Origin of the sequence: Cedecea neteri, assembly GCF_000758325.1 — a bacterium.
In the GTDB taxonomy this organism is placed as follows: domain Bacteria; phylum Pseudomonadota; class Gammaproteobacteria; order Enterobacterales; family Enterobacteriaceae; genus Cedecea; species Cedecea neteri_B.
Map to the genome: position 1 here is coordinate 708,533 of NZ_CP009459.1, position 25,819 is coordinate 734,351.

Consider the following 25,819-nt stretch of genomic DNA (forward strand, 5'->3'; position numbering starts at 1 on the left):
GAGCCTCAGAAGGTAAGTACCACATCGTAGTGATTCAGTTTTTCCCGGAGCGCATCAGGCTCAAGCGCTTCCGCATCAATAACCCAGGATGGCCTATCCGACAGCCCCCTTTCCCTTACTGAGGCAGCGCAAAGGAAACACTGCTCAATATCGTACAACGGCAAAATACGGAAGGTGGCGATGTAATCCCTGCCCAGCACTTTGGCAGGCTGTTGCCCCGGCAGCAGTTGCAGAACGCCATCGCCAACAAAGAACACGCCGATATCTTCTGACAGGGCCGATGTCGCCAATAACGCATCCAGCCCTTCCCGGCCAGCGGTGCTGCCGTGCGGCGCCGATCGAAAAACAAAAGCGACACGTTTCATTAGAACTGCACCATTCTTTCGCAGGTCAGCGCGGCTTCTGCCAGCGCCCCCAGGCCACTAAGCGTAAAACCCGGCTGGAGATTACTCACCTTGAGCCCCAAAGATTTCGCCTGATCTTCATTAGTCACGCCGCGACGCAATGCCGCAGCCACGCAGATATGCAGTGCCACACCGTACTGCACGCTCAGGCTCTGCCACTCACGGACAAGGTCAACTTCATCGCTTGCCGGAGCGGTCAGCTGATTGGCGTTATAAATCCCCTCGCGGTAGAAAAAAACGCTCTCCAGCGCGTGCCCTTCGGCAAGCAACGCCCGAGCAAACAGCAATGCGCTGCTCGCCTGCTGCGTTCCATAAGCCGGGCCAGTGACCATCAAGGCAAAACGCATTACTTATCCTGACCGAGGAAGTCGCCGTTTTTGAACTGGCGAATGTAGAGATAAACGGTGTGTTTGGAAATGTTCAGCCGATCGGCAACCTGATTGATGGCATCTTTGATGTCGAAGATCCCTTTCTCATAGAGGTTGAGCACTATCTGGCGGTTCTTGGCGTTATTTGAGACGTTGCGGTCGGCATTCACTTCTTCAATCGTGAATTCCAGCGTTTGCATCACCAGGTCCTCCACGGAGGACGCAAAGTTTACCGAGGACGGCACTTCCTGATCCTGTGTTTCTGGTGGAATAAAGGTCGACATGATCTGGGAGAACGGCACGTCGAGATTCATGTTAATGCAAAGCAAACCAATCACTCGCTGGTCGCGGTTGCGAATCGCAATCGTCACCGACTTCATCAGAACACCGCTTTTTGCGCGAGTGAAGTAGCATTTAGAGACGCTGCTGTCGGCACCGGTCATATCATGCAGCATGCGCAAGGCCAGATCGGTGATTGGCGAGCCTATTTTTCGCCCGGTATGCTCACCATTAGCGATACGAATGGCTGAACATTTCAGGTCCTGCAGGGAGTGCAGAACGATTTCGCAATGGGAGCCAATCAGCATCGCTAACCCGTCCACTACCGCTTCATAGGATTTTAATATTTCGAAGTCGGTTTGTTCAAAAGGACGCTGGTCCAGTAAATCAAGTTCACTGGTTTCGTTGGTTAAAAGCGAATTGGACATGAAAAAATACCACCCTCTCAGATTGATGACAAACGTCCGGACAACGGGGTTCTCGGGCGTTTGGGGTAAATCAGAAGACTTCGTCCATTATTTTTATTGCTGCAAATTGAGCGTGTTATGGATAAAAGACGTTGCCAGCAATTTACTCTAAAGAGAGCCTGTCGCGCTTTGATGGTGTCAGGGCAGACTCATACTCGATTGAAACGCTGCCCGCTAAGGTAATACAACGTAAGACGTGCTTTCCAGTCTTTATTCTCCTCATTGCGTATGGGGAAAATAAAGCTAGTCCCAAAAACAAAACCGCCGCCCGGTGGGCGGCGGCTCAAACAACCTGCTAATTACTTGCTTTTGGCTGCGTCAGCGGCTTTAGCATCTGCAGCAGCGGCTGGCTTAGCGTCGGCTTTTGGCGCTTGTTTAATGTCCAGCAGCTCAACTTCAAACACCAGCGTAGAGTTGGCAGGGATCCCCGGCACGCCGGTTTTGCCGTAAGCCAGCTCTGGTGGAATAACCAGCTTGATCTTGCCGCCTTTCTTGATGTTTTTCAGGCCTTCGGTCCAGCCAGGGATCACACCATCAAGGCGGAAGGACAGTGGCTCACCGCGGGTATAGGAGTTATCAAACTCTTTACCGTCGATCAGCGTACCTTTGTAGTTAACCACAACGGTATCGGTATCCTTCGGCGCATCACCGGTACCGTCTTTCTCAACTTTATACATCAGGCCGGTAGAAGACGTTTTAACGCCTTTCTCTTTGGCGAAAGCATCACGGAAGGCTTTGCCTTTGTCCGCGTTCTCTTTAGCGTCTTTTTCCATTTTCTCCTGAGCAGAGGCTTTTACGCGAGTCTCAAACGCCTGCAGAGTTTGTTCGATTTCCTGGTCAGACAGTTTGCTCTTATCCGCAAATGCATCCTGTACGCCCGCGATCAGCTGAGCTTTGTCCAGGGTGATCCCCAGTTTCTCCTGCTCTTTCAGAGAGTTTTCCATGTAACGCCCAAGCGATGCGCCCAGTGCATAGGCTGCTTTCTGGTCGTCGTTCTTAAAGGCCGCTTTGCTGTCAGCCTGAGCTGCAGGTGCATCTTTCGCAGCAGCAGGGGCCGCAAAAGCAGGGGCATTAAGGGCAACGGCCATTGTGGTCGCCAGAAGCGTTACTTTAAATAATGATTTCATCCATTTCTCCAAGGGCCGGGGCCTCTCACCCCAAGGTTTCAAATAAGATAAGTGACGTACTATAACGTCGTGAAAGAAATCTACACAATCTCTCAGCGAGTTATCGAGTCAAATTGAGATTCTTTTTGTTTAAAGAAGTTTCCTTCAACGTGCTTCTGCGCTGTAAAGCTGGGTCATTTTCAGTAAAATCACCGCATATTGTCCATCGCGCAGGCAAAAGAGGAACCGCCATGCACACTAAATCCACCGAACAACGGCTGGAAGATCTCGAGAGTCGTCTCGCCTTTCAGGAGATAACGATTGAAGAGCTGAACCAGACCGTGACGGCGCACGAGCTTGAGATGGTCAAACTTCGCGAGCATTTCCGCCTGCTGGTTGAAAAGCTTAAGGCCAGCCAGCCGTCGATGATCGCGTCAGAGTCCGAAGAGACGCCACCGCCCCATTACTGAATAACAGACGCAAAAAAGGCCGCTAATGCGGCCTTTTCTCTTTCACAGCGATCAGTGGCAACCACAGCCGCCGTTACCGCAACCACCTTTACCATGCTCGTGACCATGGTCGTGATCGTGGCCGTGACCACCGCAGCAACCATCGTGATCGTGGTCGTGATGATGGTCGTGCTCACCGTGAACGTGGCCATGGGCCAGCTCTTCAGCGGTCGCTTCGCGGATAGCAACAACTTCCACGTTAAATTTCAGGTTCTGGCCAGCCAGCATGTGGTTACCGTCAACCACAACGTGCTCGTCTTCCACTTCGGTAATTTCGACCGGAACTGGACCCTGATCGGTTTCCGCCATAAAGCGCATACCAACCTGCAGCTCGTCAACGCCCATGAAGACGTCTTTCGGCACGCGCTGCACCAGGTTTTCGTCGTACTGACCGTAAGCGTCGTTCGCGCCCACTTCAACGTCAAACTTGTCGCCAACTTCGTGACCATCCAGCGCCGTTTCCAGGCCAGAGATAAGGGAGCCGTGACCGTGCAGGTAGTCCAGCGGCGCGCTCACCGGAGACTCATCGACCAACACACCGTCTTCTGTACGTACCTGATAGGCCAGGCTGACCACCAGGTCTTTTGCTACTTTCATGATATCTCCTGAACGAGCGTAAGGAAAAAACTGGCGCCGATTGTAGCGGAAATCTGCGCCGCTGTACCCTCTAGCTTAAAAAAAGCTGCTTCATCTCGCTAGTCGGGATGAAAAATCCCTATCACTTGCTCCTGCTCGCGAACGTGCTCGCGAACCTGCTTATCGGCCTCGCGCATCTGATGGCCACACTTAACGCACTCAACGATATCGACATTGTTCTCACGCCATAGCGCGAGGGAATCCTTAGCCTGACACTTAGGGCAAACCGCCCCGGCAATAAAACGCTTACGCACTGACATTGGCTTCACCCTTATTCAAATTCGTCCCAGCCGTCCAGCTGCCGACGCTCTTGCTGCATTTCACGCTCAAAAATATCTTCCAGCTCGCGCCGGGCTTCCCGCACCCTGGAAATCTGCGCACTGTCAGTGTGAATAGGCATCAGTTCACGCAGCATACGCATATCCAACCGACGGAAGTGTAATTGAGCCCGGTGCGCCTGGTGTGGATGCATACCCAGCGTGAGCAAAGCCTTACGCCCAAGTTCAAGGGCGCTGGAGAAGGTTTCACGCGAGAACAGTTTAACGCCGGCCTGCAACAATTCATGAGCCTCAACGCGGCCGCGAGCACGCGCCAGTATGGCCAGATGTGGAAAGTTTTGCTGACAGAGGTGGACAATCCGCATTGTATCTTCCGGCTCATTGCAGGTAATAACAATGGATTTGGCTTCTTCCGCTCCCGCTGAACGCAGCAGTTCCACTTCTGTCGCATCGCCGTAATACACTTTATAGCCGTACTTTCTCATCAGGCTTACGGCGCTGATATCCCGTTCAAGAACGGTGATACGCATCTTATTAGCCATCAACAGGCGGCCAATCACCTGACCAAAACGCCCAAATCCGACGATGATGACCTGCGGATGATCGTCCTCAACGTAAGGCGTCTCCTCAGTTTCATCTCCAGGATTAAAGCGCCGGGCAAGAATCGCATCCACGCCTTTCATCAGCAGCGGCGTGGTCATCATCGACAGCGTCACCGTCACCAGCAGCAGCGGCATTTGATCGCCCTGGAACAGCTTCTGTGAAGCCGCAGCGGAAAACAGCACGAAGGCAAACTCGCCCCCCTGGCTTAGTACACCGGCAAACTGCAGCCGCTCGGAGCTGCGCAAACCATACACGCGCGACAGGCCATACAAAATGGTGGCTTTCACCGCCACCAGCGCAACCACGCTCACTGCAATCCACAGCAAATGGGTGAACAAAACGCCCAGGTTCAGCGCCATGCCAACAGAGATAAAGAACAACCCCAGTAGCAGGCCTTTGAACGGATCGATAGCAATCTCAAGCTCGTGGCGATATTCGCTTTCCGCCAGCAGCACGCCGGCCAGAAACGTCCCCAGGGCCATAGAAAATCCAAGCGCATCCATAAACAGCGCCGAACCAAGTACAAGCAAAAGAGATGCGGCGGTAAAGACTTCACGCACTCCAGACCCGGCAATAAAGCGGAAAACCGGGCGAAGCAGATAGCGTCCGCCCAATAGCATGCCGATAAACGCCAGCGCCTTCAGGCCGACTTTAATCCAGTCGGTATGATCGTCGCCGTTCCCGGCCAGCAGCGGCACCAGCGCCAGCGCCGGGATCACCGCCAGGTCCTGGAACAGAAGAACCGAAAAGCCTAGCTGACCGGATTCGCTGCGGTTCATGCTTTTATCGCGCATCAGCTGCAGCGCCATCGCTGTGGAAGACATCGCAAGGCCGATACCCCCCACCACTGCCGCCTGCCAGGAGAAATTCGTCAGCATCAGCAGGCCCGCGAGCACTACCGCACTAAGAATCACTTGCGCCGCCCCAACGCCAAAGATAGAGCGCCTCAGCTGCCATAGCTTCGACGGATTCAGCTCCAGGCCGATGATAAACATCAGGAATACCACGCCCAGCTCGGAGAAATGCAGGATTTCATCAACATCGCTGATAAACCCTAAACCCCAGGGGCCAATGGCGATACCTGCCAGCAAATAGCCCAGCACGGCGCCAATGCCTAAACGTGCGGCAACCGGTACAGCAACAACCGCGGCAAAAAGAAATAGCACACCCGCCAGCAGTAAATCTGAACCTTCCATCAGCGCCCTCCCATCGGCAGCGGATTCGCCAGCCACTCACCATAGGCTTTCGCGTGACTTTGCAGCTCCGGCTTAGACTGGCGGCGCGCCCAGTACACGATAATCGGCATCAGCCAGTGCATCTTGCACATCGCGGCAGTGAGCTCAAACGGTCGTAAAATTTCGGTTAAGGGGAAGCGGTTATAGCCGTCATAGCGATAGGCTCCTTCCGGCTCGCCAGTGGTGATCACGCTGCGCCAGTACTTTCCCGCCAGTGCGTTGCCCCCGATGCCGCTTGCAAAGTCCCGGCTTAAGACTCGATCCATCCACTCCTTCAGCAACGCAGGGCAGCTGTAGGTATAAAGAGGGTGTTGAAAAACAATGACATCGTGCTCCAGCAGCAATGACTGTTCGTGGTAAATATCGATAAAGAAATCGGGATAGTGCGCGTAGAGATCGTGCACGGTCACATTTTCAAGCTGCAGAGCCGGCTGAAGCAAAACCCGGTTAGCCACCGAGTCCTGGGATTCCGGATGGGCATACAGCAGCAAAACTTTCGGCGGCTGCGACATCATTACCCTCCAGGGCGTCGTCATAGTCATTATTTTGGGCTACCATGCAGCCCGACCTGTTGCCCAGGCGACATGTTAACGAATTACAATGACAATTTAACATACTCTGAACATACGGCGCTTTATGATTGTTTTCTCCTCGTTACAAATTCGTCGCGGCACCCGCGTTCTGCTGGATAACGCCACCGCCACCATCAACCCCGGGCAAAAAGTCGGCCTGGTGGGTAAAAACGGCTGTGGAAAATCCACGCTGCTGGCGTTGCTGAAAAACGAGATAAGCGCCGACGGCGGGAGCGCAAGCTTCCCCGGCAACTGGCAGCTTGCCTGGGTGAATCAGGAAACGCCCGCCCTTGCGATGCCGGCGATAGAGTATGTGATCGACGGCGACCGCGAATTCCGCAAGCTGGAAGCCGAGCTAAACGTCGCCAACGAACGCAACGACGGCCACGCCATTGCGCTGGTTCACGGCAAGCTGGATGCGGTAGATGCGTGGACCATTCGCTCCCGTGCCTCCAGCCTGCTGCACGGCCTGGGCTTCAGTAATGAGCAGTTGGAACGCCCGGTAAGCGATTTCTCGGGCGGTTGGCGCATGCGCCTTAACCTTGCCCAGGCGCTGATTTGCCGTTCCGACCTGCTGTTGCTCGATGAACCGACCAACCACCTCGATCTGGACGCGGTCATCTGGCTGGAACGCTGGCTGAAAAACTACCAGGGTACCCTGATTCTTATCTCTCACGACCGGGATTTCCTGGATCCTGTTGTCGATAAAATTATCCACATCGAACAGGAAAATATGTTCGAGTACACCGGCAACTATTCGTCGTTTGAGATCCAGCGCGCAACTCGCCTGTCTCAACAGCAGTCGATGTACGAAAGCCAGCAGCAAAAAGTGGCCCACCTGCAAAGCTTTATCGATCGCTTTAAAGCTAAAGCGTCCAAAGCCAAGCAGGCGCAGAGCCGCGTGAAAATGCTGGAGCGCATGGAGCTGATTGCCCCGGCCCACGTCGATAACCCATTTCACTTCAGCTTCCGTGCGCCAGAAAACCTGCCCAATCCGCTGCTGCGTATGGAAAAGGTCAGCGCAGGCTACGGCGAGCGGGTGATCCTCAACTCCATCAAGCTGAACCTTGTCCCTGGTTCTCGTATTGGTCTGCTGGGCCGAAACGGGGCGGGTAAATCCACGTTAATCAAACTGCTGGCCGGTGAATTACAGCCGCTGCAGGGTGACATTGGCCTCGCCAAAGGCATCAAGCTCGGCTACTTCGCCCAGCATCAGCTGGAATATCTGCGCGCCGATGAATCGCCGCTTCAGCATCTGGCTCGTATTGCCCCACGCGAGCTGGAACAGCAGTTACGTGATTATTTAGGCGGCTTTGGTTTCCAGGGCGATAAAGTTACGGAGCAAACGGCTCGTTTCTCCGGCGGTGAAAAAGCCAGGCTGGTGCTGGCGCTGATTGTCTGGCAGCGCCCTAACCTGCTGCTGCTCGATGAACCGACGAACCACCTCGATCTCGACATGCGCCAGGCGCTGACCGAAGCGCTAATCGACTTTGAGGGTGCTCTGGTTGTGGTTTCGCACGACCGCCACCTGCTACGCTCCACCACGGACGATCTCTACCTGGTGCATGACGGCAAAGTGGAAGCTTTCGATGGCGACCTCGAGGATTACCAGCAGTGGTTGAGCGACCTGCAAAAACAGGAAAATCAGCCCGCTGAATCAGCGAAGGATAACGCCAACAGCGCCCAGGCTCGCAAGGACCAGAAACGTCGTGAGGCCGAACTTCGCACCCAAACTCAGCCGCTGCGCAAGCAAATTACCCAGCTCGAAAAGCAGATGGAAAAGCTGAACGCTCAGCTCGCAGAAGTTGAAGAGAAGCTGGCTGACAGCGCTATCTACGACCAGAGCCGTAAAGCCGAGATGAACGAATGTTTGCAAACGCAGGTAAAAGTGAAGTCGGCGCTGGAAGAGTGCGAGATGGAATGGCTGGATATTCAGGAACAGCTTGAACAGATGCTACAGGGCGACTAAACGCTAATGTTTCCCTCTCCTCGCAGGGAGAGGGTTTGCCCTCAGCGCCAGATAAGCAGTACGCAGGCGGCGGTTAACACGCCCATGCTGACGTTGAAAATAGCCCAGGAACGACGGCTACGCAGGAACAGGCCAATCAGGCTGCCAAAAGCTATCCAGATAACCCCGGCCACAATGTTGACCAGCGCAATCCCTACGCTAATCATCGCCACGGAATGCAGATAGTCTGCGCCCGCAAGGCTAAAACTGGCTACCGCGCCCAGCGCCATCAGCCAGGCTTTAGGGTTAATCACCTGCAGCAGGCCGCCCTGCCAGAAAGGTACCGGAGACGGCGGGGCCGCATCCGTTTCCAGGCGCTCGTATTTCGCGGTGCCAATTTTCCAGGCCAGCCACAAAAGGTAAACGCTCCCGGCAATCTTCAGGATAAGGTGCAGGGCGGGGTAAAGCAGGATTAAGCTGCCTACGCCGAAGGCAACAAGCACTAAAATGCACTGCATCCCGAGCATAATGCCAATCATCAGCGGCAGGCTGCGGAAGAAACCGTAATTCGCCCCGGACGCGGTAAGTAGCGTATTATTAGGGCCAGGTGTGATGGCGGCGACCCAGAGAAAGCCCAGCATCGAAAGAAAAAGCGTTAAGTCCATGAATTGGGTGCTCCACACCCGAAGAATAATTAGCGAACTAAACGAAACTAACAGTGTGATATGGCCAGTACAAGTCCTTTAGAATTGAATATTCATCATGATGAAGGTGACGATTTCCGCCCGATGCGCGGACTCAGTAACCCGCATCTGCAAACCATGATCCCACGTTTGATTCGTCGTCGAATCAATTTCAAACCCCACTGGCAGCGTCTGGATATGCCGGACGGGGATTTTGTCGATCTTGCGTGGAGCGAAGATCCGCAAACTGCCATGCACAAACCACGCTTAGTCGTGTTTCACGGACTGGAAGGCAGCCTCCACAGCCCCTACGCCCACGGCATGATAGAAGCGGCGAAAAAACGCGGTTGGCTGGGCGTGGTGATGCATTTTCGCGGCTGCAGCGGCGTGCCAAACCGCAAAGAACGCATTTACCACTCCGGGGAAACGGAAGACGGCACCTACTTCCTCGAATGGTTGAATCAGCGCTACGGTGAAGTCCCAACAGCCGCCGTTGGCTTCTCGCTGGGCGGGAACATGCTCGCCTGCCTGATGGCAAAACAGGGCGCGGCCTGCACGCTGAAAGCCGGCGTGATTGTCTCCGCCCCGCTGATGCTGGAGCAGTGTTGCTACCACATGGAGCAGGGCTTCTCGCGCGTCTATCAGCATTACCTGCTGAATCTGCTGAAGAAAAATGCCGCCCGTAAGCTGAAGAGCTACCCTGGCTCGCTGCCTATCGACCTCCGCAAGCTGAAAAGCCTGCGCCGCATTCGCGAGTTCGATGATTTAATTACCTCGAAGATCCATGGCTTTGCCGACGCGCTGGACTACTATCGCCAGTGCAGCGCCATGCCGCTGTTGCCGGAAATTGCCGCTCCGACGCTGATTATCCATGCCAAAGACGACCCTTTTATGGATCACCACGTCATCCCGGATCGCGAAACGCTGCCGCCCAATATCCATTACCAGCTCACGACTTACGGCGGCCACGTTGGCTTTGTCGGCGGGACTCTGCTGCGCCCACAGATGTGGCTTGAGCAGCGTATTCCCGACTGGCTAACCCGCTTCCTGGACCACTAAAATGATCATTCCCTGGCAAGATCTCGCCCCTGAAACGCTCGACAATTTGATTGAATCTTTTGTATTACGGGAAGGCACCGATTATGGTGAGCAGGAGCGCTCGTTGACGCAAAAAGTCGCCGACGTGAAGCGCCAGTTACAAAGCGGCGAGGCCGTGCTGGTTTGGTCTGAACTCCATGAAACGGTGAACATTATGCCGCGCGGGCAGTTTCGCGGCTGACCGCTAACTGGCAGGGTGATCTATACTGGCTGAAAAGTATAACAAGCAGTTACAGACCTCTTTTCCGATCCCTCACGGAGTTTTCACCCTATGTCAGCCAAACACCCGGTTATTGCGGTCACAGGTTCCAGCGGCGCCGGCACCACCACCACCAGCCTCGCTTTCCGCAAGATTTTCCAGCAGCTCAACCTGCGCGCCGCCGAAGTTGAAGGCGACAGTTTCCACCGTTATACCCGCCCGGAAATGGACATGGCTATCCGCAAAGCACGCGATGCTGGCCGCCATATTAGCTACTTTGGGCCGGACGCCAACGACTTCGGGTTACTGGAACGAACCTTTATCGAATACGGCCAGACCGGAAAAGGGCAATCGCGTAAATACCTGCATACCTATGATGAAGCCGTACCGTGGAACCAGGTGCCGGGCACTTTTACCCCGTGGCAACCGCTCCCCGAACCCACCGACGTCCTGTTTTACGAAGGTCTGCACGGCGGCGTGGTCACCCCTCAGCATAACGTCGCCGACTGCGTCGATTTACTGGTAGGCGTGGTGCCCATCGTTAACCTGGAATGGATTCAGAAACTGGTGCGCGATACCAGCGAACGCGGCCATTCACGGGAAGCGGTGATGGATTCCGTGGTGCGTTCCATGGACGATTACATCAACTTCATTACGCCGCAGTTTTCACGTACCCATATCAACTTCCAGCGCGTTCCAACGGTGGATACCTCTAACCCATTTGCCGCGCGAGCTATTCCGTCGCTGGACGAAAGCTTCGTGGTCATTCACTTCCGTGGGCTGGATGACATCGACTTCCCTTATCTGCTGGCGATGTTGCAGGGGTCATTTATCTCCCACATCAATACATTGGTGGTGCCGGGCGGAAAAATGGGGCTGGCGATGGAGCTGATCATGGCCCCGCTGGTGCAGCGGCTGGCGGAAGGCAGGAAAATTGCCTGATGGCGTAAGGGCGGTCTCGATACCGCCCTTTTCACTTTATGCTTCAATAATTTCGTAGCTGTGGCTAATCTCTGCGGCTTTCTCGAGCATCAACGTCACCGAGCAATATTTCTCTGCAGTCAGCTCAACGGCGCGGGCAACGGCACTCTCTTTCAGCTCTTTCCCGGTTACAACAAAATGCAAATGGATGCGGGTAAACAGACGTGGCGCTTCTTCACGACGTTCAGAAGTCAGTTTCACCTCACAATCCGTCACGTCATGGCGGCCTTTTTGCAGAATCGACACCACGTCAATTGAGCTACAACCGCCCGCGGCCATCAGCAGCATTTCCATCGGGCTTGGCGCTTTATCCCCGGAGTTACCGTCCATCAAAATTTGGTGGCCAGAAGCGGATTCTCCGAGGAAGGTCATGCCCTCTACCCATTTAACACGTGCCTGCATTTTACCTACTCCCGTAATAAAATTTTCTTTCAGATTACGCGTCTACGTGAAAACTGGCAACGTAAGGCGATCCAAGTCATGCTGAAACGAGACAATACAAGACACTTACCAAAAGCTATGCTAAAACAATCCGGATGCTGCTGCGATACAGAGACGTTTATGCCGTAAGCAGAGGAAACGACTAATTACAGGCAGCAGGGCGAACCTGCACGCCAGCTCCCAGGGCTTGGGAAAATTTCACGATTGCAACGCCAGACAAGAGGTCCCATGTCTTGTCTTTGGTAGCCAGTTTATAACAGAGGATAACCGCGCATGGTGCTTGGCAAACCACAAACAGACCCGACTCTCGAATGGTTCTTGTCTCATTGCCACATTCATAAGTATCCGTCGAAGAGCACGCTGATTCACCAGGGTGAAAAGGCGGAGACGCTGTACTACATCGTCAAAGGCTCCGTAGCTGTTCTGATTAAAGATGAAGAAGGCAAGGAGATGATCCTTTCTTATCTGAATCAGGGTGATTTCATTGGTGAATTAGGTTTATTCGAAGAAGGCCAGGAACGCAGTGCCTGGGTTCGTGCCAAGACCGCCTGTGAAGTAGCTGAAATTTCCTATAAAAAATTCCGTCAGCTAATTCAGGTCAACCCGGACATCCTGATGCGTCTTTCTTCCCAGATGGCACGCCGCCTGCAGGTGACTTCTGAGAAAGTCGGCAACCTCGCGTTCCTCGACGTGACTGGCCGTATCGCTCAGACGCTGCTTAACCTGGCTAAACAGCCGGATGCCATGACCCACCCGGACGGGATGCAAATCAAGATCACCCGCCAGGAAATCGGTCAGATCGTGGGCTGCTCCCGCGAAACCGTTGGCCGTATTCTGAAAATGCTGGAAGATCAGAATCTCATTTCTGCCCACGGTAAAACGATCGTCGTTTACGGCACCCGTTAATTAGCCCTTATAAAGGCGTGTCGCTTCGGTAACACGCCTTTTTTGTCTCTACAATTCAGGCTATGTGGAAGAGATTAATTTACCACCCGGAAGTTAACTACGCGCTTAGGCAAACGCTTGTGCTGTGTCTTCCCGTGGCTATCGGCCTGTTGCTTGGCAGCCTGCAAAACGGCCTGCTCTTCTCGTTAGTTCCCGCCTGCTGCAACATTGCCGGGCTGGACACGCCACACAAACGCTTTTTCAAACGTTTGATTATTGGCGGCAGCCTGTTCGCCCTCAGCAGCCTTATCCTGCAGCTTCTGCTGCTTTACACCCACATCCCTCTGCCTGCGATATTGATCGTCATGGCTCTGCTGCTCGGCGTGACGGCGGAAATCAGTTCACTTCACGCTCGCCTGCTGCCCGCATCGCTGATCGCCGCTATTTTTACGCTCAGCATGGCCGGAAATATGCCGATCTGGAAACCAATGGTGCTCTATATCTTCGGCACCATCTGGTACGGCGCCTTCAACTGGTTCTGGTTCCGGCTATGGCGTGAACAGCCGCTCAGGGAGTCGCTCAGCCTGCTTTACCGCCAGCTGGCAGATTACTGCGAAGCAAAATACAGCCTGCTAACCCAGCATACCGACCCGGAAAAAGCGCTGCCCCCATTGCTGGCCCGCCAGCAAAAAGCCGTCGACCTGATCACCACCTGCTACCAGCAGCTGCATATGCTGTCGGCCAACCAGCAAAACGGCTACAAGCGCCTGTTACGCGCTTTCCAGGTTGCGCTGGATCTGCAGGAACACATTTCGGTAAGCCTGCACCAGCCTGAAGAGGTGCAAAAACTGGTCGAGCAAAGCCATGCGGAAGCTGTGATCCGCTGGAATGCCCAAACCATCGCCGCGCGTCTGCGCGTGCTGGCAGACGATATTCTTTATCACCGCTATCCAACGCGCTTTACCATGGACAAGCAGATCGACGCGCTGGAAAAAATCGCCCGACAGAACCCGGATAATCCGGTAGGGCAATTTTGCCATTACCACTTCAGCCGCATTGCCCGGGTACTGAAAACTCAGCGGCCGCTGTACGTAAGAGATTTAATGGAAGACCGTGAGCGCCGTCTGCCGTTTTTCCCGGCCCTGAAAAGCTATCTCTCGTTCAAATCCTCTGCTTTGCGCAGCTCCGCGCGTTTAGGCGTGATGCTGACCATTGCCAGCCTGCTGGGCTCCTTCTTACACCTGCCAAAGCCTTACTGGATCCTGATGACGGTGATGTTCGTGACGCAAAACGGCTACGGTGCAACACGGGTGCGCATCGTTCACAGGGCGGCAGGCACCATGGCAGGGTTGTGTATCGCCGGTATCACCCTGCACTTCCACGTCCCGGACAGCTACACCCTGCTGGCGATGTTAATGATTACGCTGGTTAGCTACCTGTTCATCCGCAAAAGCTACGGCTGGGCCACCATTGGTTTTACCGTCACCGCGGTATATACCCTGCAGCTCATCACTCTCAGCGCCGAAAGTTACATCATTCCCCGGCTCATAGACACCCTACTCGGCTGCCTGATTGCCTTTGGCGGCATGATCTGGCTGTGGCCGCAGTGGCAAACCGGCCTGCTGCGTCAGAACGCCCACGACGCACTGGAGGCGGATCAGGATGCTATTAGGCTGATACTAAGCAACGATCCGGAGCCCACGCCGCTGGCCTGGCAACGTATGCGAGTCAATCAGGCGCACAACGCGCTTTTCAACTCGCTCAATCAGGCGATGCAGGAGCCAGGCTTTAACTCCCACTACCTGGCCGACATGAAATTGTGGGTAACCCACAGCCAGTTCATCGTCGAGCATATCAACGCCATGACCACCCTGGCGCGCGAACACAACATGCTGACGCCAGACCTGGCGCAGAAGTACCTGCAGTCTTGTGAAATTGGATTACAGCGCTGCCAGCAAAGGCTAGAGTATGACGGGCCTGGCGGGTCAAACGACGCGAATATTCTGGAACCGGACACGCTGCCCACGGGGCCGTTAAGCACCATGGAGCAGCATTTACAGCGGATTATTGGCCACCTGAACACCATGCATACCATCTCCTCGGTAGCCTGGCGCCAGCGGCCTCATCATGGGATCTGGCTGAGCCGCCGTCTGCGGCGCTCGAGTTAGTTTTAAGCCGCCACCACGTGGGCAACCGCTCTGGCGAAGCGCTGCATCCCTTCCAGGATATCCGCATCCTCGACAATAAGCGAAGGTGCGAAACGCATGACGTCCGGCCCGGCGTTCAACACCATCACACCTTCAGCTGCGGCAGCGTAAAGAAACTCGCGGGCGCGTCCTTTGTACTTCTCGTTAAGCTCTGCACCAATCAACAGCCCCATGCCGCGAATGTCGCTGAACAGATCGAACTGTGCGTTTATCTTTTGCAGTTGCTCAACGAAAAGCTGACGTTTGGCCGCTACGCCCTTAAGGACTTCCGGCGTGTTGATGATATCGAAAGCAGCCCCGGCCACCGCACACGCCAGCGGGTTACCGCCGTAGGTAGAGCCGTGACTGCCTACATGGAACGCGGAGGCAATTTCATTGGTGGTCAGCATTGCGCTCACCGGGAAACCACCACCGAGCGCTTTGGCGCTGGTCAAAATATCAGGCGTGACGCCGTAGTTGATATAAGCGAAAAGCTCGCCCGTGCGGCCCATGCCGGACTGCACTTCATCGAAGACCAGCAGCGCCTGGTGCTCATCACACAAATCGCGCAGCCCCTGCAGGAATTCCGGCGTCGCGGCGGTCACCCCGCCCTCGCCCTGAATCGGCTCCACCACCACCGCGCAGGTATGATCGTCCATTACCGCTTTCACCGCCGCGAGGTCGTTATACGGCACATGAATAATATCGGCAGGTTTCGGGCCGAAGCCGTCGGAGTATTTAGCCTGCCCACCCACGGAAACGGTGAACAGCGAACGTCCGTGAAACGCATTGTAGAAGGCGATGATTTTGCTTTTGTACGGGCTATGGCGAGTCGAAGCATAATAGCGGGCCAGCTTAAAGGCCGTTTCGTTGGCTTCCGTACCGGAGTTCATGAAGACGACGCGCTCGGCAAAAGTGGCATCAATCAGCTTACGGGCAAGCTTCAGGGCAGGCTCATTGGTAAAGACGTTGCTGGTGTGCCACAGGGTTTCGCCCTGGGTTTTCAGCGCTTCCACCAGCGCGGGGTGGCAATGCCCCAGCGCGGTGACGGCGATCCCCCCGGCAAAGTCCACGTACTCCTTCCCGGCGGTGTCCCACACGCGACTGCCTTTGCCTTTCACTGGAATAAATTCTGCTGGTGCATAAATCGGCAGAATCACTTCATCGAAAGTTGCCCGCGTAACCGCTGATTGTTCAGTTGCCATTTATTCCCCACCCGTTTTTATGCGTTAGATATTAATGAAAATATAATCACGAAATATGCATAAAAAACCAAACACAGGCAAGTGACAATTCATCTCTGGAGGAAATTCGCCAGCAGCGCATGCCCCTGCTCGCTGAGAATACTTTCCGGGTGGAACTGCACGCCCTCAAGATCCAACGAACGGTGACGGATGCCCATAATTTCTTGCTTATCCGTCCACGCCGTAACCTCGAAGCAGTCAGGCAGGGTATCGGGATCGATGAGCAACGAATGATAGCGCGTCACGGTCAGCGGATTATTCAACCCACGGAATACGCCGCCGCCGTTATGGCTGATGGCGGAGGTTTTGCCATGCATCACCTGTTCGGCCCGTACGATAGTCGCCCCAAAGGCCTGCGCAATGGCCTGATGTCCGAGGCAAACGCCAAGAATCGGTAACTGCCCGGCAAAGTGATTAATGACGGCAAGGGAAATACCCGCCTCGGTCGGGGTACAAGGACCCGGAGAGATCACCAGCTTGTCCGGGGTCAGGTGCTCAATATCGTCCAGCCCAATTTCATCGTTACGCTTAACCAACACCTCCTCACCCAGTTCGCAAAAATACTGGTAGAGGTTCCAGGTGAAGGAATCATAGTTGTCGATAAGCAGTAACATGGCAGCTCCAGGGCAAAAAAAGAACGCGCTATTCTAGTCGCTTTCCAACGCCTGGCTCACCACTTATTGACATTATCTGCTTCAGGAAAGGAACAGCGCGGGCGATTGAGGCCCGCGCAGAAATACTTAAGGCAGGACCTTCGCGGAAAGGATCACGATAGGTTTAGTCGGCACATTCTGGTACGGGCCAACGTCATGGCTTGGCGCCTGGGAAATTTTATCGGCCACGTCCAGGCCTTTAACGACTTTACCGAATACGGCATAGCCAAAGTCGCGCTGGCCATGATCCAGGAAGGCATTATCGGCTACGTTGATAAAGAACTGGCTGGTTGCGCTGTCTTTGTCTGCGGTACGCGCCATAGAAATGGTGCCGCGGGTGTTACGCAGGCCATTGTCCGCTTCGTTCTTAATTGGCGGGTTTGGCTGCTTCTGGTTCATATCTTCGGTGAAGCCACCGCCCTGAATCATAAAGCCCGGGATCACGCGGTGAAAAGTGGTGTTGTTATAAAAACCGCTGTTAACGTAATCCACGAAGTTTTTGACCGAAATCGGCGCTTTTTGGCTATTTAACTCAAGCTCAATATTGCCAGCCGAGGTGGTCAACAGGACGTGCGGATCGCCTTTTGCAGCCAGCGCCGCAGGTGAAAGCGCAGAGAGGGCGAATACAGCTGCAACAGCCGCCAGTGTCGATTTGAGCATGAACAATTCCTTACGAAGGCAGTGAGTGAAGCAAGTGGCTTGATTGTAAAGAGGCACCGCACCCGACGCCAGCCATTTACGGTTTTTTACTTACACCCAAATCAACGAGTTGCCGCGCCAACAGACTGAAATAGATTGAAATATGTGATGCACTTCATGATTCATTCAGTTTATTTCAGCAATAAATTCATAATTCATTTAAATAGATCACGCAAATGACTAAAATCTGCCCGTCCGCCGCGCTGTCAATGCGCTTTACATTTCCTTGCACAGGCTCGTTATGACTAACAGCAACCGAACCAAGCTCTTATGGATTAGCTTCTTCTCCTACGCCCTGACTGGCGCGTTGGTGATCGTCACCGGGATGGTGATGGGAAACATCGCAGAGTACTTTAATCTGCCGGTGTCCAGCATGAGTAATACCTTTACGTTCCTTAATGCCGGTATTTTGATCTCTATCTTCCTGAACGCCTGGCTGATGGAAATCGTGCCGCTGAAAACCCAGCTGCGCTTTGGTTTCCTGCTGATGGTACTGGCCGTCGCTGGCCTGATCTTCGGTCATAATCTGGCTATCTTCTCCGCATCCATGTTCGTTCTGGGCCTGGTGAGCGGGATAACCATGTCGATTGGTACCTTCCTGATCACCCACATGTATGAAGGGCGTCAGCGCGGTTCCCGCCTGCTGTTTACCGACTCCTTCTTTAGCATGGCCGGGATGATTTTCCCGATGGTCGCCGCAATCCTGCTGGCTCGCAGCATCAACTGGTACTGGGTCTACGTGTGTATCGGCCTGGTCTATGTTGCTATCTTCCTGCTGACTCTGGGCTGTGAGTTCCCGGCGTTGGGCAAGCACGCGAAGAAAGAAGACCAGCCCGTCACCAAAGAAAAATGGGGCGTTGGCGTACTGTTCCTGTCCATCGCGGCGCTGTGCTACATCCTCGGCCAGTTGGGCTTTATTTCCTGGGTACCGGAATACGCCAAAGGGCTCGGCATGAGCATCAACGATGCCGGCAAGCTGGTGAGTGACTTCTGGATGTCTTACATGTTCGGCATGTGGGCGTTCAGCTTCATCCTGCGTTTCTTCGACCTGCAGCGCATTCTGACCGTGCTCGCTGGTGCAGCCACCGTGCTGATGTACCTGTTTAACCACGGTGATCCGGCTCATCTGGCCTGGTTTATTCTGTCGCTTGGTTTCTTCTCCAGCGCCATTTACACCACCATCATCACCCTGGGTTCACAGCAGACCAAAGTATCTTCACCGAAGCTGGTTAACTTTGTCCTGACCTGCGGCACCGTAGGCACCATGCTGACCTTCATCGTCACTGGCCCAATCGTGGCGCACAGCGGCCCTCTGGCTGCTCTGCATACTGCCAACGGTCTGTACGCTGTCGTCTTCGTCATGTGCCTGCTGCTTGGGTTCGTCACCAAGCACCGCCGCCATGGTGCAGAGGCTGCTGCGCACTAATCGCCCTGCGATCTACCCTCTCCCAACCGGGAGGGGGTTCCTTCACTTTCTCGCTATTATTACGCTTTTCACAATAATGAATTGCCCATAAGGCTTATTCCTGCCCATTATTGCCTGTGGCAACCTGTTTGCATCGTTCGGGGCTCTTCCCGTTCAGCCAATCAGGAACCGATTTATGAAACTCTACGACTTCCCTCTGTCTGGCCATGCTCACCGCGCTCGCCTGTTTCTTTCGCTGCTCGGCCTGCCCCATGAGCTTGTTGAGCTGGACCTGAAGGCCGGCGCGCACAAGCAGCCGGAATACCTGGCGCTCAACCCGTTTGGGCAGGTTCCTCTGCTGGACGATGAAGGCACACTGATCCCTGACTCCAACGCCATTCTTGTCTACCTGGCGAAAAAAAGTGGCCAAAGTACCTGGCTGCCGGAAGACCCAAAGGGCTCAGCAGCCGTTCAACGCTGGCTTTCAGTCGCCGCAGGAGACCTCGCCTTTGGTCCAGCCGCAGCACGCCTGGTCACGGTTTTCGGTGCCAAATTTAATCACGATGAGGTGATTGCCCGTGCTCACGTATTCCTGGGACGCCTTGAACAGCATCTCGCCAACCGTCAATGGCTGGTCGGCGACCGCCCAACCATCGCCGACGTCGCCATTTACAGCTATACCTCCAGCGCACCCGAAGGGAATGTAGACCTCTCTGGTTATCCAGCCGTGAATACTTTCCTGCGCCGGATAGAAGCCTTGCCAGGATTTGTACCTTTCGTCAAAACGGCCGCAGGCCTTAACGCCGTTGCCTAATCTCACGCTTTCGGGGAGAAAAAAATGAGCGAGAAGTCGACGAAGAAGCCCGTCTGGCATGAAGGTGAAATATTCCTTCAGGACAAAGTCGGCGTCACCGAACGTATGGCTGAAGTGGGCCAGCGAGTGATACGCGATTACATGCCCGAGCAGCATCGTGACTTCTACGCTCAGTTGCCTTTTATCGTCATCGGCACCGTCTCCCAGAATGGCGAAGCGTGGGCAACATTTCTGGAAGGAAAACCCGGCTTCGTAACATCTCCCACGCCAACCCGCCTGACGATTGCAGCGTCGTTGCCAGGGGAAGATCCGGCCATCGAAGGCATGGGACACAACGCATCCATTGGCCTGCTGGGAATCGAGCTTCATACCCGGCGGCGCAACCGGATGAACGGCACTCTGCAGCAGACAGAGGACGGCCTTCAGGTTGAAGTCGAACAAAGTTTCGGTAACTGCCCGCGCTATATTCAACTGCGTGAATTTACTTTTACCCGCACGCCCGGTAGCCATGCCGGTGGCCCGGTAGAGACGCTTCCCGGACTGGATGCTAAAGCAAGAGAAATGATTCAGACAGCGGATGCTTTTTTTGTCGCCTCCTGGGCAGAAAGAGAGGGTAAGAGGCAGGCCGACGTTTCCCACCGCGGTGGCAAACCAGGCTTCATCCGGGTCAGCGACAACGGCACGCTGACTATTCCTGACTTCAACGGCAATCTCTTTTTTGCCACGCTGGGTAACATCCTGCTGAATGGCCAGGCTGGCCTGTTGTTCGTGGACTTTAACACTGGTGACATGCTGCAAATGACCGGTGAAGCCAAAGTGGTTCTGGACTCACCGGAAATCGCCGCCTTCCAGGGCGCAGAAAGGCTATGGACGTTTAAAGCCCGCCGGATTGTTCGCCGCGGCAACGCGCTTACGCTGCGCTGGAAGTTCGAGGCTGAAGGTCTTTCACCTCATTCATTAATGACAGGTAGCTGGCAGGAAGCCGCAAGCAGGATAAAAGCAGCGGAGCTCGAGGCACGCTGGCGACCTTTTCGCGTGGTAAAAACAGCCGATGAGAGCCTGTCGATCCGCTCCTTCTATCTTCAGCCGGACGATGGTGCGGGCCTGTTACCTCATCTCGCCGGACAGCACTTGCCTGTTCGCGTGAAGCTTCACGGCGCAGAAGTTCCGGCAATCCGGACTTACACGCTTTCATCGGCTCCGTCCGACGGCTTTTATCGCATTAGCATCAAGCGGGAAGGAAGCGTCTCCAGCCACCTGCACAATAGCGTTTCCGTTGGCGATATCATTGACGTCCGTGCTCCGGCCGGTACTTTCACTCTTGACGCCCATACACAACGCCCTGCCGTACTGCTGGCAGGCGGCGTGGGCATTACCCCGATGCTCGCCATGCTGCGGCACATTGTCTATGAAGGGTTACGCAAACAACGTATTCGACAGACGTTTCTGTTCCAGGCATCAAGACAGGTGGAAGATCTGCCTTTTACTCAGGAGATTAACGAGCTGGTCAAGGCAGCCAAAGGTGCCGTGCAGGTGATTCGCGTCCTCAGTCAGCCTGAAAACGCTCAACCTGGCGTGGACTATGATGTTCATGGCCATATTGATATGCCGTTACTGACGAGCCACCTGCCGTTTAACGACTACGATTTCTATCTTTGCGGTCCGGCGGCGTTCACCCAATCTCTCTATGACGGACTGCGGAAATACAACATCGGCGATGACAGAATCCATGCCGAAGCGTTTGGCCCCTCAGCGTTGGTTCGCACCACAGCCAGCCAAACGCCAAAACCTCACGCCCTGCCGTCTTCCACCAGCCCCGTACCGGTTGCTTTTATGCGTTCACTAAAAGAGGCTCGCTGGACGCCGGATTCAGGCTCGCTTTTAGAACTGGCCGAAGCTCGGGGATTAAATCCTGAATTCAGCTGCCGGGAAGGCCACTGCGGAACCTGTCGGACTAAGCTCCTCAAAGGCTCAATCAGCTACCCGACAATCCCCTCCGCAAGCACGGCAGATGATGAGGTCCTGATTTGCTGCGCAGTTCCGGCACAACTGCCTGCGGGCGAAGAAAACCGCATTCAGCTTGAGCTGTAATACCGGGATTGCGCCATACCCGGCGAATACCCGATACTGAAATTCTTTTCAGGCAGGTGATGAGGTAGTGCATGGATCGTTGGCAGGCGATGAAAATTTTCGTCAAAGTCGCAGAAACCGAGAGTTTTGCCGCTGCGGCACGCCAGCTCCATATCAGTGCGCCGGTGGTCACGCGTGCGATTGCAGCTCTGGAAGAGGTCATCGGAACCCGGCTGTTTATCCGTACCACACGCACAGTGAAGCTGACCGAGCCTGGCCTGCGATATCTCAACGACTGCCGCACGATTCTCACCAGAATAGAGGAAGCCGAGGCGGCAGCGGCAGGCTCCTATGCCACGCCGTCCGGGATCCTGTCAGTCACCGCTTCTGTGCTGTTCGGCCAGAAATTCGTCCTGCCGGTAATCACTGATTATCTTGATGCATGGCCAACCATGCGCGCCCGGTCACTGTTCGTTGATCGCCAGGTGAACATCATCGAAGAAGGCATCGATGTCGCCGTACGCATTGGGCATTTGCCCGATTCAGGGCTGACGGCAACCAAAGTCGGCACCGTGCGCCGGGTCGTTTGCGCTTCCCCAGGTTACCTGGAAAAATACGGCACACCGTTGACGCCTGCGGACCTTAAAAACCATCGTATTGCCTCTTCAGACAGTGCGTGGGCCTCACCAGAGTGGCGCTTTGCAGGTGAGCAGCGCGTCATGATCAATGCCACGCTCCAGTGCAACAACAACGAGTCATCAATTGCCACCGCAAAAACGGGGTGGGGATTGACGCGGGTTCTGGATTATCAGATAGCCCCGGCCCTGCGCGACGGTACACTGCAAATCGTACTAAGCGATTACGAACTTGAGCCACTCCCCATACATGTGGTGCATACCGAAGGCCGCCACGTTTCTGCCAAAGTACGCACTTTTGTTGATCTGATTGTTGCCCGACTCCGCGCGAACCCTTTGCTGAACTGAATATCCTCCAACGTCTTCTGCTGGCGAAAAACCAGTCGATTCCATAACTTACAAAAACACATCAAAATCAATGATATACCTCTTAATGGGTATATAAAGGCGCATTTGATTTGCATCAATAATCACCACGGCTGAATCGTTAAGGTAGGCGATAATAGAAAAGAAATTGAGGCAATTATGAGCAAAGTCAGAATCGCAGTTATCGGTAACGGCATGGTGGGCCATCGCTTTATCGAAGACTTACTTGATAAAGCCCCGCCGGACCAGTTCGACATCACCGTATTTTGTGAAGAGCCGCGTAAAGCCTACGATCGCGTGCACCTTTCTTCTTATTTCTCCCATCATACCGCTGAAGAACTCTCCCTTGTCCGCGACGGCTACTACGAAAAACATGGTGTAAAAGTACTGGTTGGCGAACGCGCCATCACCATTAATCGCCAGGAAAAAGTGATTCACTCCAATACCGGCCGCACCGTTTATTACGACAAACTGGTGATGGCGACGGGTTCTTACCCGTGGATCCCGCCGATTAAAGGCTCTGAAACCCAGGATTGCTTCGTTTACCGCACCATCGAAGATCTTAACGCTATCGAATCTTGCGCCCGCCGCAGCAAACGCGGCGCCGTCGTCGGGGGTGGCCTGCTGGGGCTGGAAGCCGCCGGGGCGCTAAAAAACCTCGGCGTGGAAACCCACGTTATCGAATTCGCGCCAATGCTGATGGCCGAACAGCTTGACCGCATGGGCGGCGAGCAGCTGCGCAGCAAAATCGAGCGTATGGGCGTGCGTGTGCATACCGGCAAAAACACCCAGGAAATCGTCCAACAGGGCACCGAAGCGCGTAAAACTATGCGTTTTGCCGACGGCAGCGAGCTGGAAGTGGATTTCATCGTCTTCTCCACCGGTATTCGTCCGCAGGACAAGCTGGCTACGCAATGTGGGCTTGAAACGGCCCAGCGCGGCGGGATCACCATCAACGGCAAGTGCCAGACTTCCGATCCGGATATTTATGCCATCGGGGAATGTGCCAGCTGGAATAACCGCGTCTTCGGGCTCGTCGCACCCGGCTACAAAATGGCACAGGTCACGGCCGACCACCTGCTCGGCACGGAAAACACCTTTGAAGGCGCAGACATGAGCGCCAAGCTGAAACTGCTCGGCGTTGACGTCGGCGGTATCGGCGATGCTCACGCCCGCACACCTCACGCCCGCAGCTACGTTTACCTCGATGAAAGCAAAGAGGTTTACAAACGCCTGGTGGTCAGCGAAGACAACAAAACCCTGCTTGGCGCTGTGCTGGTCGGCGACACCAGCGACTACGGCAACCTGCTGCAGCTGGTGCTGAACGCGATTGAGCTGCCGGAGAACCCGGACTCGCTGATCCTGCCGGCACACGCCAGCAGCGGCAAACCTTCTATCGGCGTCGATAAGCTGCCGGAAAGCGCGCAAATCTGCTCCTGCTTTGACGTCACCAAAGGCGACCTGATCAAAGCCATTAACAAAGGCTGCCATACCGTCGCGGCGCTGAAGGCCGAAACCAAAGCCGGAACCGGCTGCGGCGGCTGTATTCCGCTGGTGACTCAGGTGCTGAACGCCGAGCTGGCCAAAGCCGGTATCGAAGTAAACAACAACCTGTGTGAACACTTCGCCTTCTCGCGTCAGGAGCTGTACCACCTGATCCGCGTGGAAGGGATCAAATCCTTCGACCAGCTGCTGCAAAAATACGGCAAAGGCTACGGCTGTGAAGTGTGTAAACCCACCGTAGGTTCACTGCTGGCTTCCTGCTGGAACGACTATGTGCTGCAGCCGGAGCTAACACCGCTGCAGGACACCAACGATAACTTCCTCGGTAACATCCAGAAAGACGGCACCTACTCGGTGATCCCACGTTCAGCAGGCGGCGAAATCACGCCTGAAGGACTGATGGAAGTGGGTCGTATCGCCCGCGAATACAACCTGTATACCAAAATCACCGGCTCTCAGCGCATCGGTCTGTTTGGCGCACAAAAGGACGATCTGCCTGAAATCTGGCGCCAGCTGATTGAAGCCGGGTTCGAAACCGGCCACGCCTATGCCAAAGCGTTGCGTATGGCGAAAACCTGCGTCGGCAGCACCTGGTGCCGCTACGGCGTGGGCGACAGCGTAGGCTTTGGCGTTGAACTGGAAAATCGCTACAAAGGCATTCGTACTCCGCACAAAATGAAGTTTGGCGTCTCCGGCTGTACCCGCGAATGTGCGGAAGCGCAGGGCAAAGACGTGGGCATCATCGCCACGGAGAAGGGTTGGAACCTGTATGTTTGCGGTAACGGCGGCATGAAACCTCGCCATGCAGACCTGCTGGCGGCGGACCTCGACCACGACACCATTATCAAGTATCTCGACCGCTTCATGATGTTCTACATCCGCACCGCCGATAAACTCACCCGTACTTCCGTGTGGCTGGAGAATCTGGAAGGCGGCATTGATTACCTGCGTAGCGTGATTGTCGACGACAAGCTGGGCCTGAACGATCAGCTTGAAGCAGAGCTCAACCGCCTGCGCGAGAAAGTAATCTGCGAGTGGACAGAAACAGTGAATACGCCGCAGGCGCAGGTTCGCTTCAAACACTTTATCAACAGCCCACAGCGCGACCCGAATGTGCAAATTGTTAACGAGCGCGATCAACACCGCCCGGCCACGCCGCATGAGCGTATTCCGGTCACTCTGGTAGAAGTGGAGGAACACGCATGAGCCAGTGGACAACCGTTTGTCAGCTAGACGATATCCTGCCTGCAACCGGCGTTTGCGCCCTGGTTGGTTCGGCACAGGTGGCTATTTTCCGCCCGCGTAAAGACGAGCAGGTTTACGCCATCAGCAATATCGACCCGTTCTTTGAAGCCAGCGTGCTTTCTCGCGGACTGATTGCAGAGCATCAGGCCGAGCTGTGGGTTGCCAGCCCGCTGAAAAAGCAGCACTTCCGCCTGCGGGACGGCCTGTGCATGGAAGATGAAAGCCGCTCCGTGCCGCACTATGAAGCTCGCGTGCAGGACGGGCTGGTGCAGATAAAAGCTTAATACTTAAAACAACCCTCACCCTG

General features: G+C 54.8%; 26 protein-coding genes. 13 read left to right on the top strand and 13 right to left on the bottom strand.

Annotated elements, in window-relative coordinates:
* Positions 1–5: 5 nt before the first annotated feature.
* The 4 genes from tusC to fkpA all read right to left on the bottom strand — a co-directional run bounded on the left by tusC (position 6) and on the right by fkpA (position 2,645).
* Complete coding sequence (gene tusC / locus LH86_RS03450) at positions 6–365, bottom strand: sulfurtransferase complex subunit TusC (protein ID WP_039298309.1); 360 nt, start codon at positions 363–365, stop codon at positions 6–8.
* Positions 365–751: a sulfurtransferase complex subunit TusD gene (gene tusD, locus LH86_RS03455; protein WP_039298312.1), complete on the bottom strand. Its 387-nt coding sequence runs from the start codon at positions 749–751 to the stop codon at positions 365–367. The genes tusC and tusD overlap by 1 nt, the downstream gene beginning before the upstream one ends.
* Entirely contained in the window at positions 751–1,479 is a 729-nt protein-coding gene (locus LH86_RS03460; RefSeq protein ID WP_008457101.1) for a helix-turn-helix transcriptional regulator, read from the bottom strand. The genes tusD and LH86_RS03460 overlap by 1 nt, the downstream gene beginning before the upstream one ends.
* A 338-nt stretch (positions 1,480–1,817) precedes the next feature.
* Complete coding sequence (gene fkpA / locus LH86_RS03465; RefSeq protein WP_008457100.1) at positions 1,818–2,645, bottom strand: FKBP-type peptidyl-prolyl cis-trans isomerase; 828 nt, start codon at positions 2,643–2,645, stop codon at positions 1,818–1,820.
* A 230-nt stretch (positions 2,646–2,875) separates the two neighbouring features.
* Here fkpA and LH86_RS03470 point away from each other — a divergent pair, with 230 nt between their 5' ends.
* On the top strand, positions 2,876–3,094 hold the full coding sequence (locus LH86_RS03470; RefSeq protein ID WP_008457099.1) for a protein SlyX: 219 nt from the start codon (positions 2,876–2,878) through the stop codon (positions 3,092–3,094).
* A gap of 51 nt (positions 3,095–3,145) precedes the next feature.
* Here LH86_RS03470 and slyD read toward each other — a convergent pair whose 3' ends face one another.
* The 4 genes from slyD to kefG form a co-directional block, all read right to left on the bottom strand.
* Positions 3,146–3,730 (bottom strand): peptidylprolyl isomerase, encoded by a 585-nt coding sequence (gene slyD / locus LH86_RS03475; RefSeq protein WP_039288330.1) that lies wholly within the window; start codon positions 3,728–3,730, stop codon positions 3,146–3,148.
* 98 nt (positions 3,731–3,828) lie between these two features.
* Positions 3,829–4,029 carry a YheV family putative zinc ribbon protein gene (locus tag LH86_RS03480; protein ID WP_016538480.1) on the bottom strand — a complete coding sequence of 67 codons (201 nt, stop codon included), beginning with the start codon at positions 4,027–4,029 and terminating at the stop codon, positions 3,829–3,831.
* A gap of 11 nt (positions 4,030–4,040) precedes the next feature.
* A complete protein-coding gene (kefB, locus tag LH86_RS03485; protein ID WP_039298315.1) occupies positions 4,041–5,846 on the bottom strand; it encodes a glutathione-regulated potassium-efflux system protein KefB in 1,806 nt (601 codons plus the stop codon).
* Entirely contained in the window at positions 5,846–6,397 is a 552-nt protein-coding gene (gene kefG / locus LH86_RS03490; protein ID WP_008457093.1) for a glutathione-regulated potassium-efflux system ancillary protein KefG, read from the bottom strand. Before kefG ends, kefB begins: the two co-directional genes overlap by 1 nt.
* A 124-nt stretch (positions 6,398–6,521) precedes the next feature.
* Between kefG and LH86_RS03495 the strand changes: the two genes are divergently transcribed.
* Entirely contained in the window at positions 6,522–8,426 is a 1,905-nt protein-coding gene (locus LH86_RS03495) for an ABC transporter ATP-binding protein (RefSeq protein WP_039298318.1), read from the top strand.
* Between the two features lie 41 nt (positions 8,427–8,467).
* On the opposite strand, the gene LH86_RS03500 is transcribed toward LH86_RS03495, so the two are convergent.
* Entirely contained in the window at positions 8,468–9,070 is a 603-nt protein-coding gene (locus tag LH86_RS03500; RefSeq protein WP_038478167.1) for a LysE family translocator, read from the bottom strand.
* A gap of 60 nt (positions 9,071–9,130) precedes the next feature.
* On the opposite strand from LH86_RS03500, the gene LH86_RS03505 reads away from it, so the two are divergent.
* The 3 genes from LH86_RS03505 (at position 9,131) to LH86_RS03515 (ending at position 11,327) form a co-directional block, all read left to right on the top strand.
* Positions 9,131–10,147 (top strand): hydrolase, encoded by a 1,017-nt coding sequence (locus LH86_RS03505; RefSeq protein ID WP_008457087.1) that lies wholly within the window; start codon positions 9,131–9,133, stop codon positions 10,145–10,147.
* 1 nt (position 10,148) lies between these two features.
* Positions 10,149–10,367: a YheU family protein gene (locus LH86_RS03510; protein ID WP_039298320.1), complete on the top strand. Its 219-nt coding sequence runs from the start codon at positions 10,149–10,151 to the stop codon at positions 10,365–10,367.
* A gap of 90 nt (positions 10,368–10,457) precedes the next feature.
* Positions 10,458–11,327 (top strand): phosphoribulokinase, encoded by an 870-nt coding sequence (locus LH86_RS03515; protein ID WP_039298322.1) that lies wholly within the window; start codon positions 10,458–10,460, stop codon positions 11,325–11,327.
* Positions 11,328–11,363: 36 nt separating this feature from the next.
* On the opposite strand, the gene LH86_RS03520 is transcribed toward LH86_RS03515, so the two are convergent.
* Positions 11,364–11,768, bottom strand: a complete 405-nt coding sequence (locus tag LH86_RS03520; protein WP_008457076.1) for an OsmC family protein — start codon at positions 11,766–11,768, stop codon at positions 11,364–11,366.
* Between the two features lie 312 nt (positions 11,769–12,080).
* Between LH86_RS03520 and crp the strand changes: the two genes are divergently transcribed.
* Together crp and LH86_RS03530 are read left to right on the top strand one after the other, a co-directional pair.
* Positions 12,081–12,713, top strand: a complete 633-nt coding sequence (crp, locus tag LH86_RS03525; protein ID WP_000242758.1) for a cAMP-activated global transcriptional regulator CRP — start codon at positions 12,081–12,083, stop codon at positions 12,711–12,713.
* Between the two features lie 62 nt (positions 12,714–12,775).
* Positions 12,776–14,860 carry a YccS/YhfK family putative transporter gene (locus LH86_RS03530; protein WP_039298326.1) on the top strand — a complete coding sequence of 695 codons (2,085 nt, stop codon included), beginning with the start codon at positions 12,776–12,778 and terminating at the stop codon, positions 14,858–14,860.
* A gap of 2 nt (positions 14,861–14,862) precedes the next feature.
* On the opposite strand, the gene argD is transcribed toward LH86_RS03530, so the two are convergent.
* The 3 genes from argD to ppiA all read right to left on the bottom strand — a co-directional run bounded on the left by argD (position 14,863) and on the right by ppiA (position 17,435).
* The gene (argD, locus tag LH86_RS03535) at positions 14,863–16,083 is read right to left on the bottom strand and encodes a bifunctional acetylornithine/succinyldiaminopimelate transaminase (RefSeq protein WP_039298331.1); all 1,221 of its coding nucleotides are present in this window, start codon (positions 16,081–16,083) and stop codon (positions 14,863–14,865) included.
* An 89-nt stretch (positions 16,084–16,172) separates the two neighbouring features.
* Entirely contained in the window at positions 16,173–16,736 is a 564-nt protein-coding gene (gene pabA / locus LH86_RS03540; RefSeq protein ID WP_039298334.1) for an aminodeoxychorismate synthase component 2, read from the bottom strand.
* A gap of 126 nt (positions 16,737–16,862) precedes the next feature.
* Complete coding sequence (gene ppiA / locus LH86_RS03545) at positions 16,863–17,435, bottom strand: peptidylprolyl isomerase A (RefSeq protein ID WP_039298337.1); 573 nt, start codon at positions 17,433–17,435, stop codon at positions 16,863–16,865.
* Between the two features lie 280 nt (positions 17,436–17,715).
* Between ppiA and tsgA the strand changes: the two genes are divergently transcribed.
* From tsgA to nirD, 6 genes are all read left to right on the top strand, one after another.
* The gene (tsgA, locus tag LH86_RS03550) at positions 17,716–18,900 is read left to right on the top strand and encodes an MFS transporter TsgA (RefSeq protein WP_039298340.1); all 1,185 of its coding nucleotides are present in this window, start codon (positions 17,716–17,718) and stop codon (positions 18,898–18,900) included.
* A 175-nt stretch (positions 18,901–19,075) separates the two neighbouring features.
* Positions 19,076–19,693: a glutathione S-transferase family protein gene (locus LH86_RS03555; RefSeq protein ID WP_039298343.1), complete on the top strand. Its 618-nt coding sequence runs from the start codon at positions 19,076–19,078 to the stop codon at positions 19,691–19,693.
* Positions 19,694–19,717: 24 nt separating this feature from the next.
* Positions 19,718–21,784 (top strand): pyridoxamine 5'-phosphate oxidase family protein, encoded by a 2,067-nt coding sequence (locus LH86_RS03560; RefSeq protein WP_039298346.1) that lies wholly within the window; start codon positions 19,718–19,720, stop codon positions 21,782–21,784.
* Between the two features lie 71 nt (positions 21,785–21,855).
* Positions 21,856–22,746, top strand: a complete 891-nt coding sequence (locus LH86_RS03565; protein WP_039298349.1) for a LysR family transcriptional regulator — start codon at positions 21,856–21,858, stop codon at positions 22,744–22,746.
* A 177-nt stretch (positions 22,747–22,923) separates the two neighbouring features.
* Positions 22,924–25,473 carry a nitrite reductase large subunit NirB gene (gene nirB / locus LH86_RS03570; RefSeq protein WP_039298351.1) on the top strand — a complete coding sequence of 850 codons (2,550 nt, stop codon included), beginning with the start codon at positions 22,924–22,926 and terminating at the stop codon, positions 25,471–25,473.
* A complete protein-coding gene (gene nirD, locus LH86_RS03575; protein WP_039288385.1) occupies positions 25,470–25,796 on the top strand; it encodes a nitrite reductase small subunit NirD in 327 nt (108 codons plus the stop codon). The genes nirB and nirD overlap by 4 nt, the downstream gene beginning before the upstream one ends.
* Positions 25,797–25,819: the final 23 nt, after the last annotated feature.

Bases quoted from the DNA above. Each gene is read 5' to 3' on its own strand.
- tusC (WP_039298309.1), bottom strand. From the start codon at position 365: ATGAAACGTGTCGCTTTTGTTTTTCGATCGGCGCCGCACGGCAGCACC.
- tusD (WP_039298312.1), bottom strand. From the start codon at position 751: ATGCGTTTTGCCTTGATGGTCACTGGCCCGGCTTATGGAACGCAGCAG.
- LH86_RS03460 (WP_008457101.1), bottom strand. From the start codon at position 1,479: ATGTCCAATTCGCTTTTAACCAACGAAACCAGTGAACTTGATTTACTG.
- fkpA (WP_008457100.1), bottom strand. From the start codon at position 2,645: ATGAAATCATTATTTAAAGTAACGCTTCTGGCGACCACAATGGCCGTT.
- LH86_RS03470 (WP_008457099.1), top strand. From the start codon at position 2,876: ATGCACACTAAATCCACCGAACAACGGCTGGAAGATCTCGAGAGTCGT.
- slyD (WP_039288330.1), bottom strand. From the start codon at position 3,730: ATGAAAGTAGCAAAAGACCTGGTGGTCAGCCTGGCCTATCAGGTACGT.
- LH86_RS03480 (WP_016538480.1), bottom strand. From the start codon at position 4,029: ATGTCAGTGCGTAAGCGTTTTATTGCCGGGGCGGTTTGCCCTAAGTGT.
- kefB (WP_039298315.1), bottom strand. From the start codon at position 5,846: ATGGAAGGTTCAGATTTACTGCTGGCGGGTGTGCTATTTCTTTTTGCC.
- kefG (WP_008457093.1), bottom strand. From the start codon at position 6,397: ATGTCGCAGCCGCCGAAAGTTTTGCTGCTGTATGCCCATCCGGAATCC.
- LH86_RS03495 (WP_039298318.1), top strand. From the start codon at position 6,522: ATGATTGTTTTCTCCTCGTTACAAATTCGTCGCGGCACCCGCGTTCTG.
- LH86_RS03500 (WP_038478167.1), bottom strand. From the start codon at position 9,070: ATGGACTTAACGCTTTTTCTTTCGATGCTGGGCTTTCTCTGGGTCGCC.
- LH86_RS03505 (WP_008457087.1), top strand. From the start codon at position 9,131: ATGGCCAGTACAAGTCCTTTAGAATTGAATATTCATCATGATGAAGGT.
- LH86_RS03510 (WP_039298320.1), top strand. From the start codon at position 10,149: ATGATCATTCCCTGGCAAGATCTCGCCCCTGAAACGCTCGACAATTTG.
- LH86_RS03515 (WP_039298322.1), top strand. From the start codon at position 10,458: ATGTCAGCCAAACACCCGGTTATTGCGGTCACAGGTTCCAGCGGCGCC.
- LH86_RS03520 (WP_008457076.1), bottom strand. From the start codon at position 11,768: ATGCAGGCACGTGTTAAATGGGTAGAGGGCATGACCTTCCTCGGAGAA.
- crp (WP_000242758.1), top strand. From the start codon at position 12,081: ATGGTGCTTGGCAAACCACAAACAGACCCGACTCTCGAATGGTTCTTG.
- LH86_RS03530 (WP_039298326.1), top strand. From the start codon at position 12,776: ATGTGGAAGAGATTAATTTACCACCCGGAAGTTAACTACGCGCTTAGG.
- argD (WP_039298331.1), bottom strand. From the start codon at position 16,083: ATGGCAACTGAACAATCAGCGGTTACGCGGGCAACTTTCGATGAAGTG.
- pabA (WP_039298334.1), bottom strand. From the start codon at position 16,736: ATGTTACTGCTTATCGACAACTATGATTCCTTCACCTGGAACCTCTAC.
- ppiA (WP_039298337.1), bottom strand. From the start codon at position 17,435: ATGCTCAAATCGACACTGGCGGCTGTTGCAGCTGTATTCGCCCTCTCT.
- tsgA (WP_039298340.1), top strand. From the start codon at position 17,716: ATGACTAACAGCAACCGAACCAAGCTCTTATGGATTAGCTTCTTCTCC.
- LH86_RS03555 (WP_039298343.1), top strand. From the start codon at position 19,076: ATGAAACTCTACGACTTCCCTCTGTCTGGCCATGCTCACCGCGCTCGC.
- LH86_RS03560 (WP_039298346.1), top strand. From the start codon at position 19,718: ATGAGCGAGAAGTCGACGAAGAAGCCCGTCTGGCATGAAGGTGAAATA.
- LH86_RS03565 (WP_039298349.1), top strand. From the start codon at position 21,856: ATGGATCGTTGGCAGGCGATGAAAATTTTCGTCAAAGTCGCAGAAACC.
- nirB (WP_039298351.1), top strand. From the start codon at position 22,924: ATGAGCAAAGTCAGAATCGCAGTTATCGGTAACGGCATGGTGGGCCAT.
- nirD (WP_039288385.1), top strand. From the start codon at position 25,470: ATGAGCCAGTGGACAACCGTTTGTCAGCTAGACGATATCCTGCCTGCA.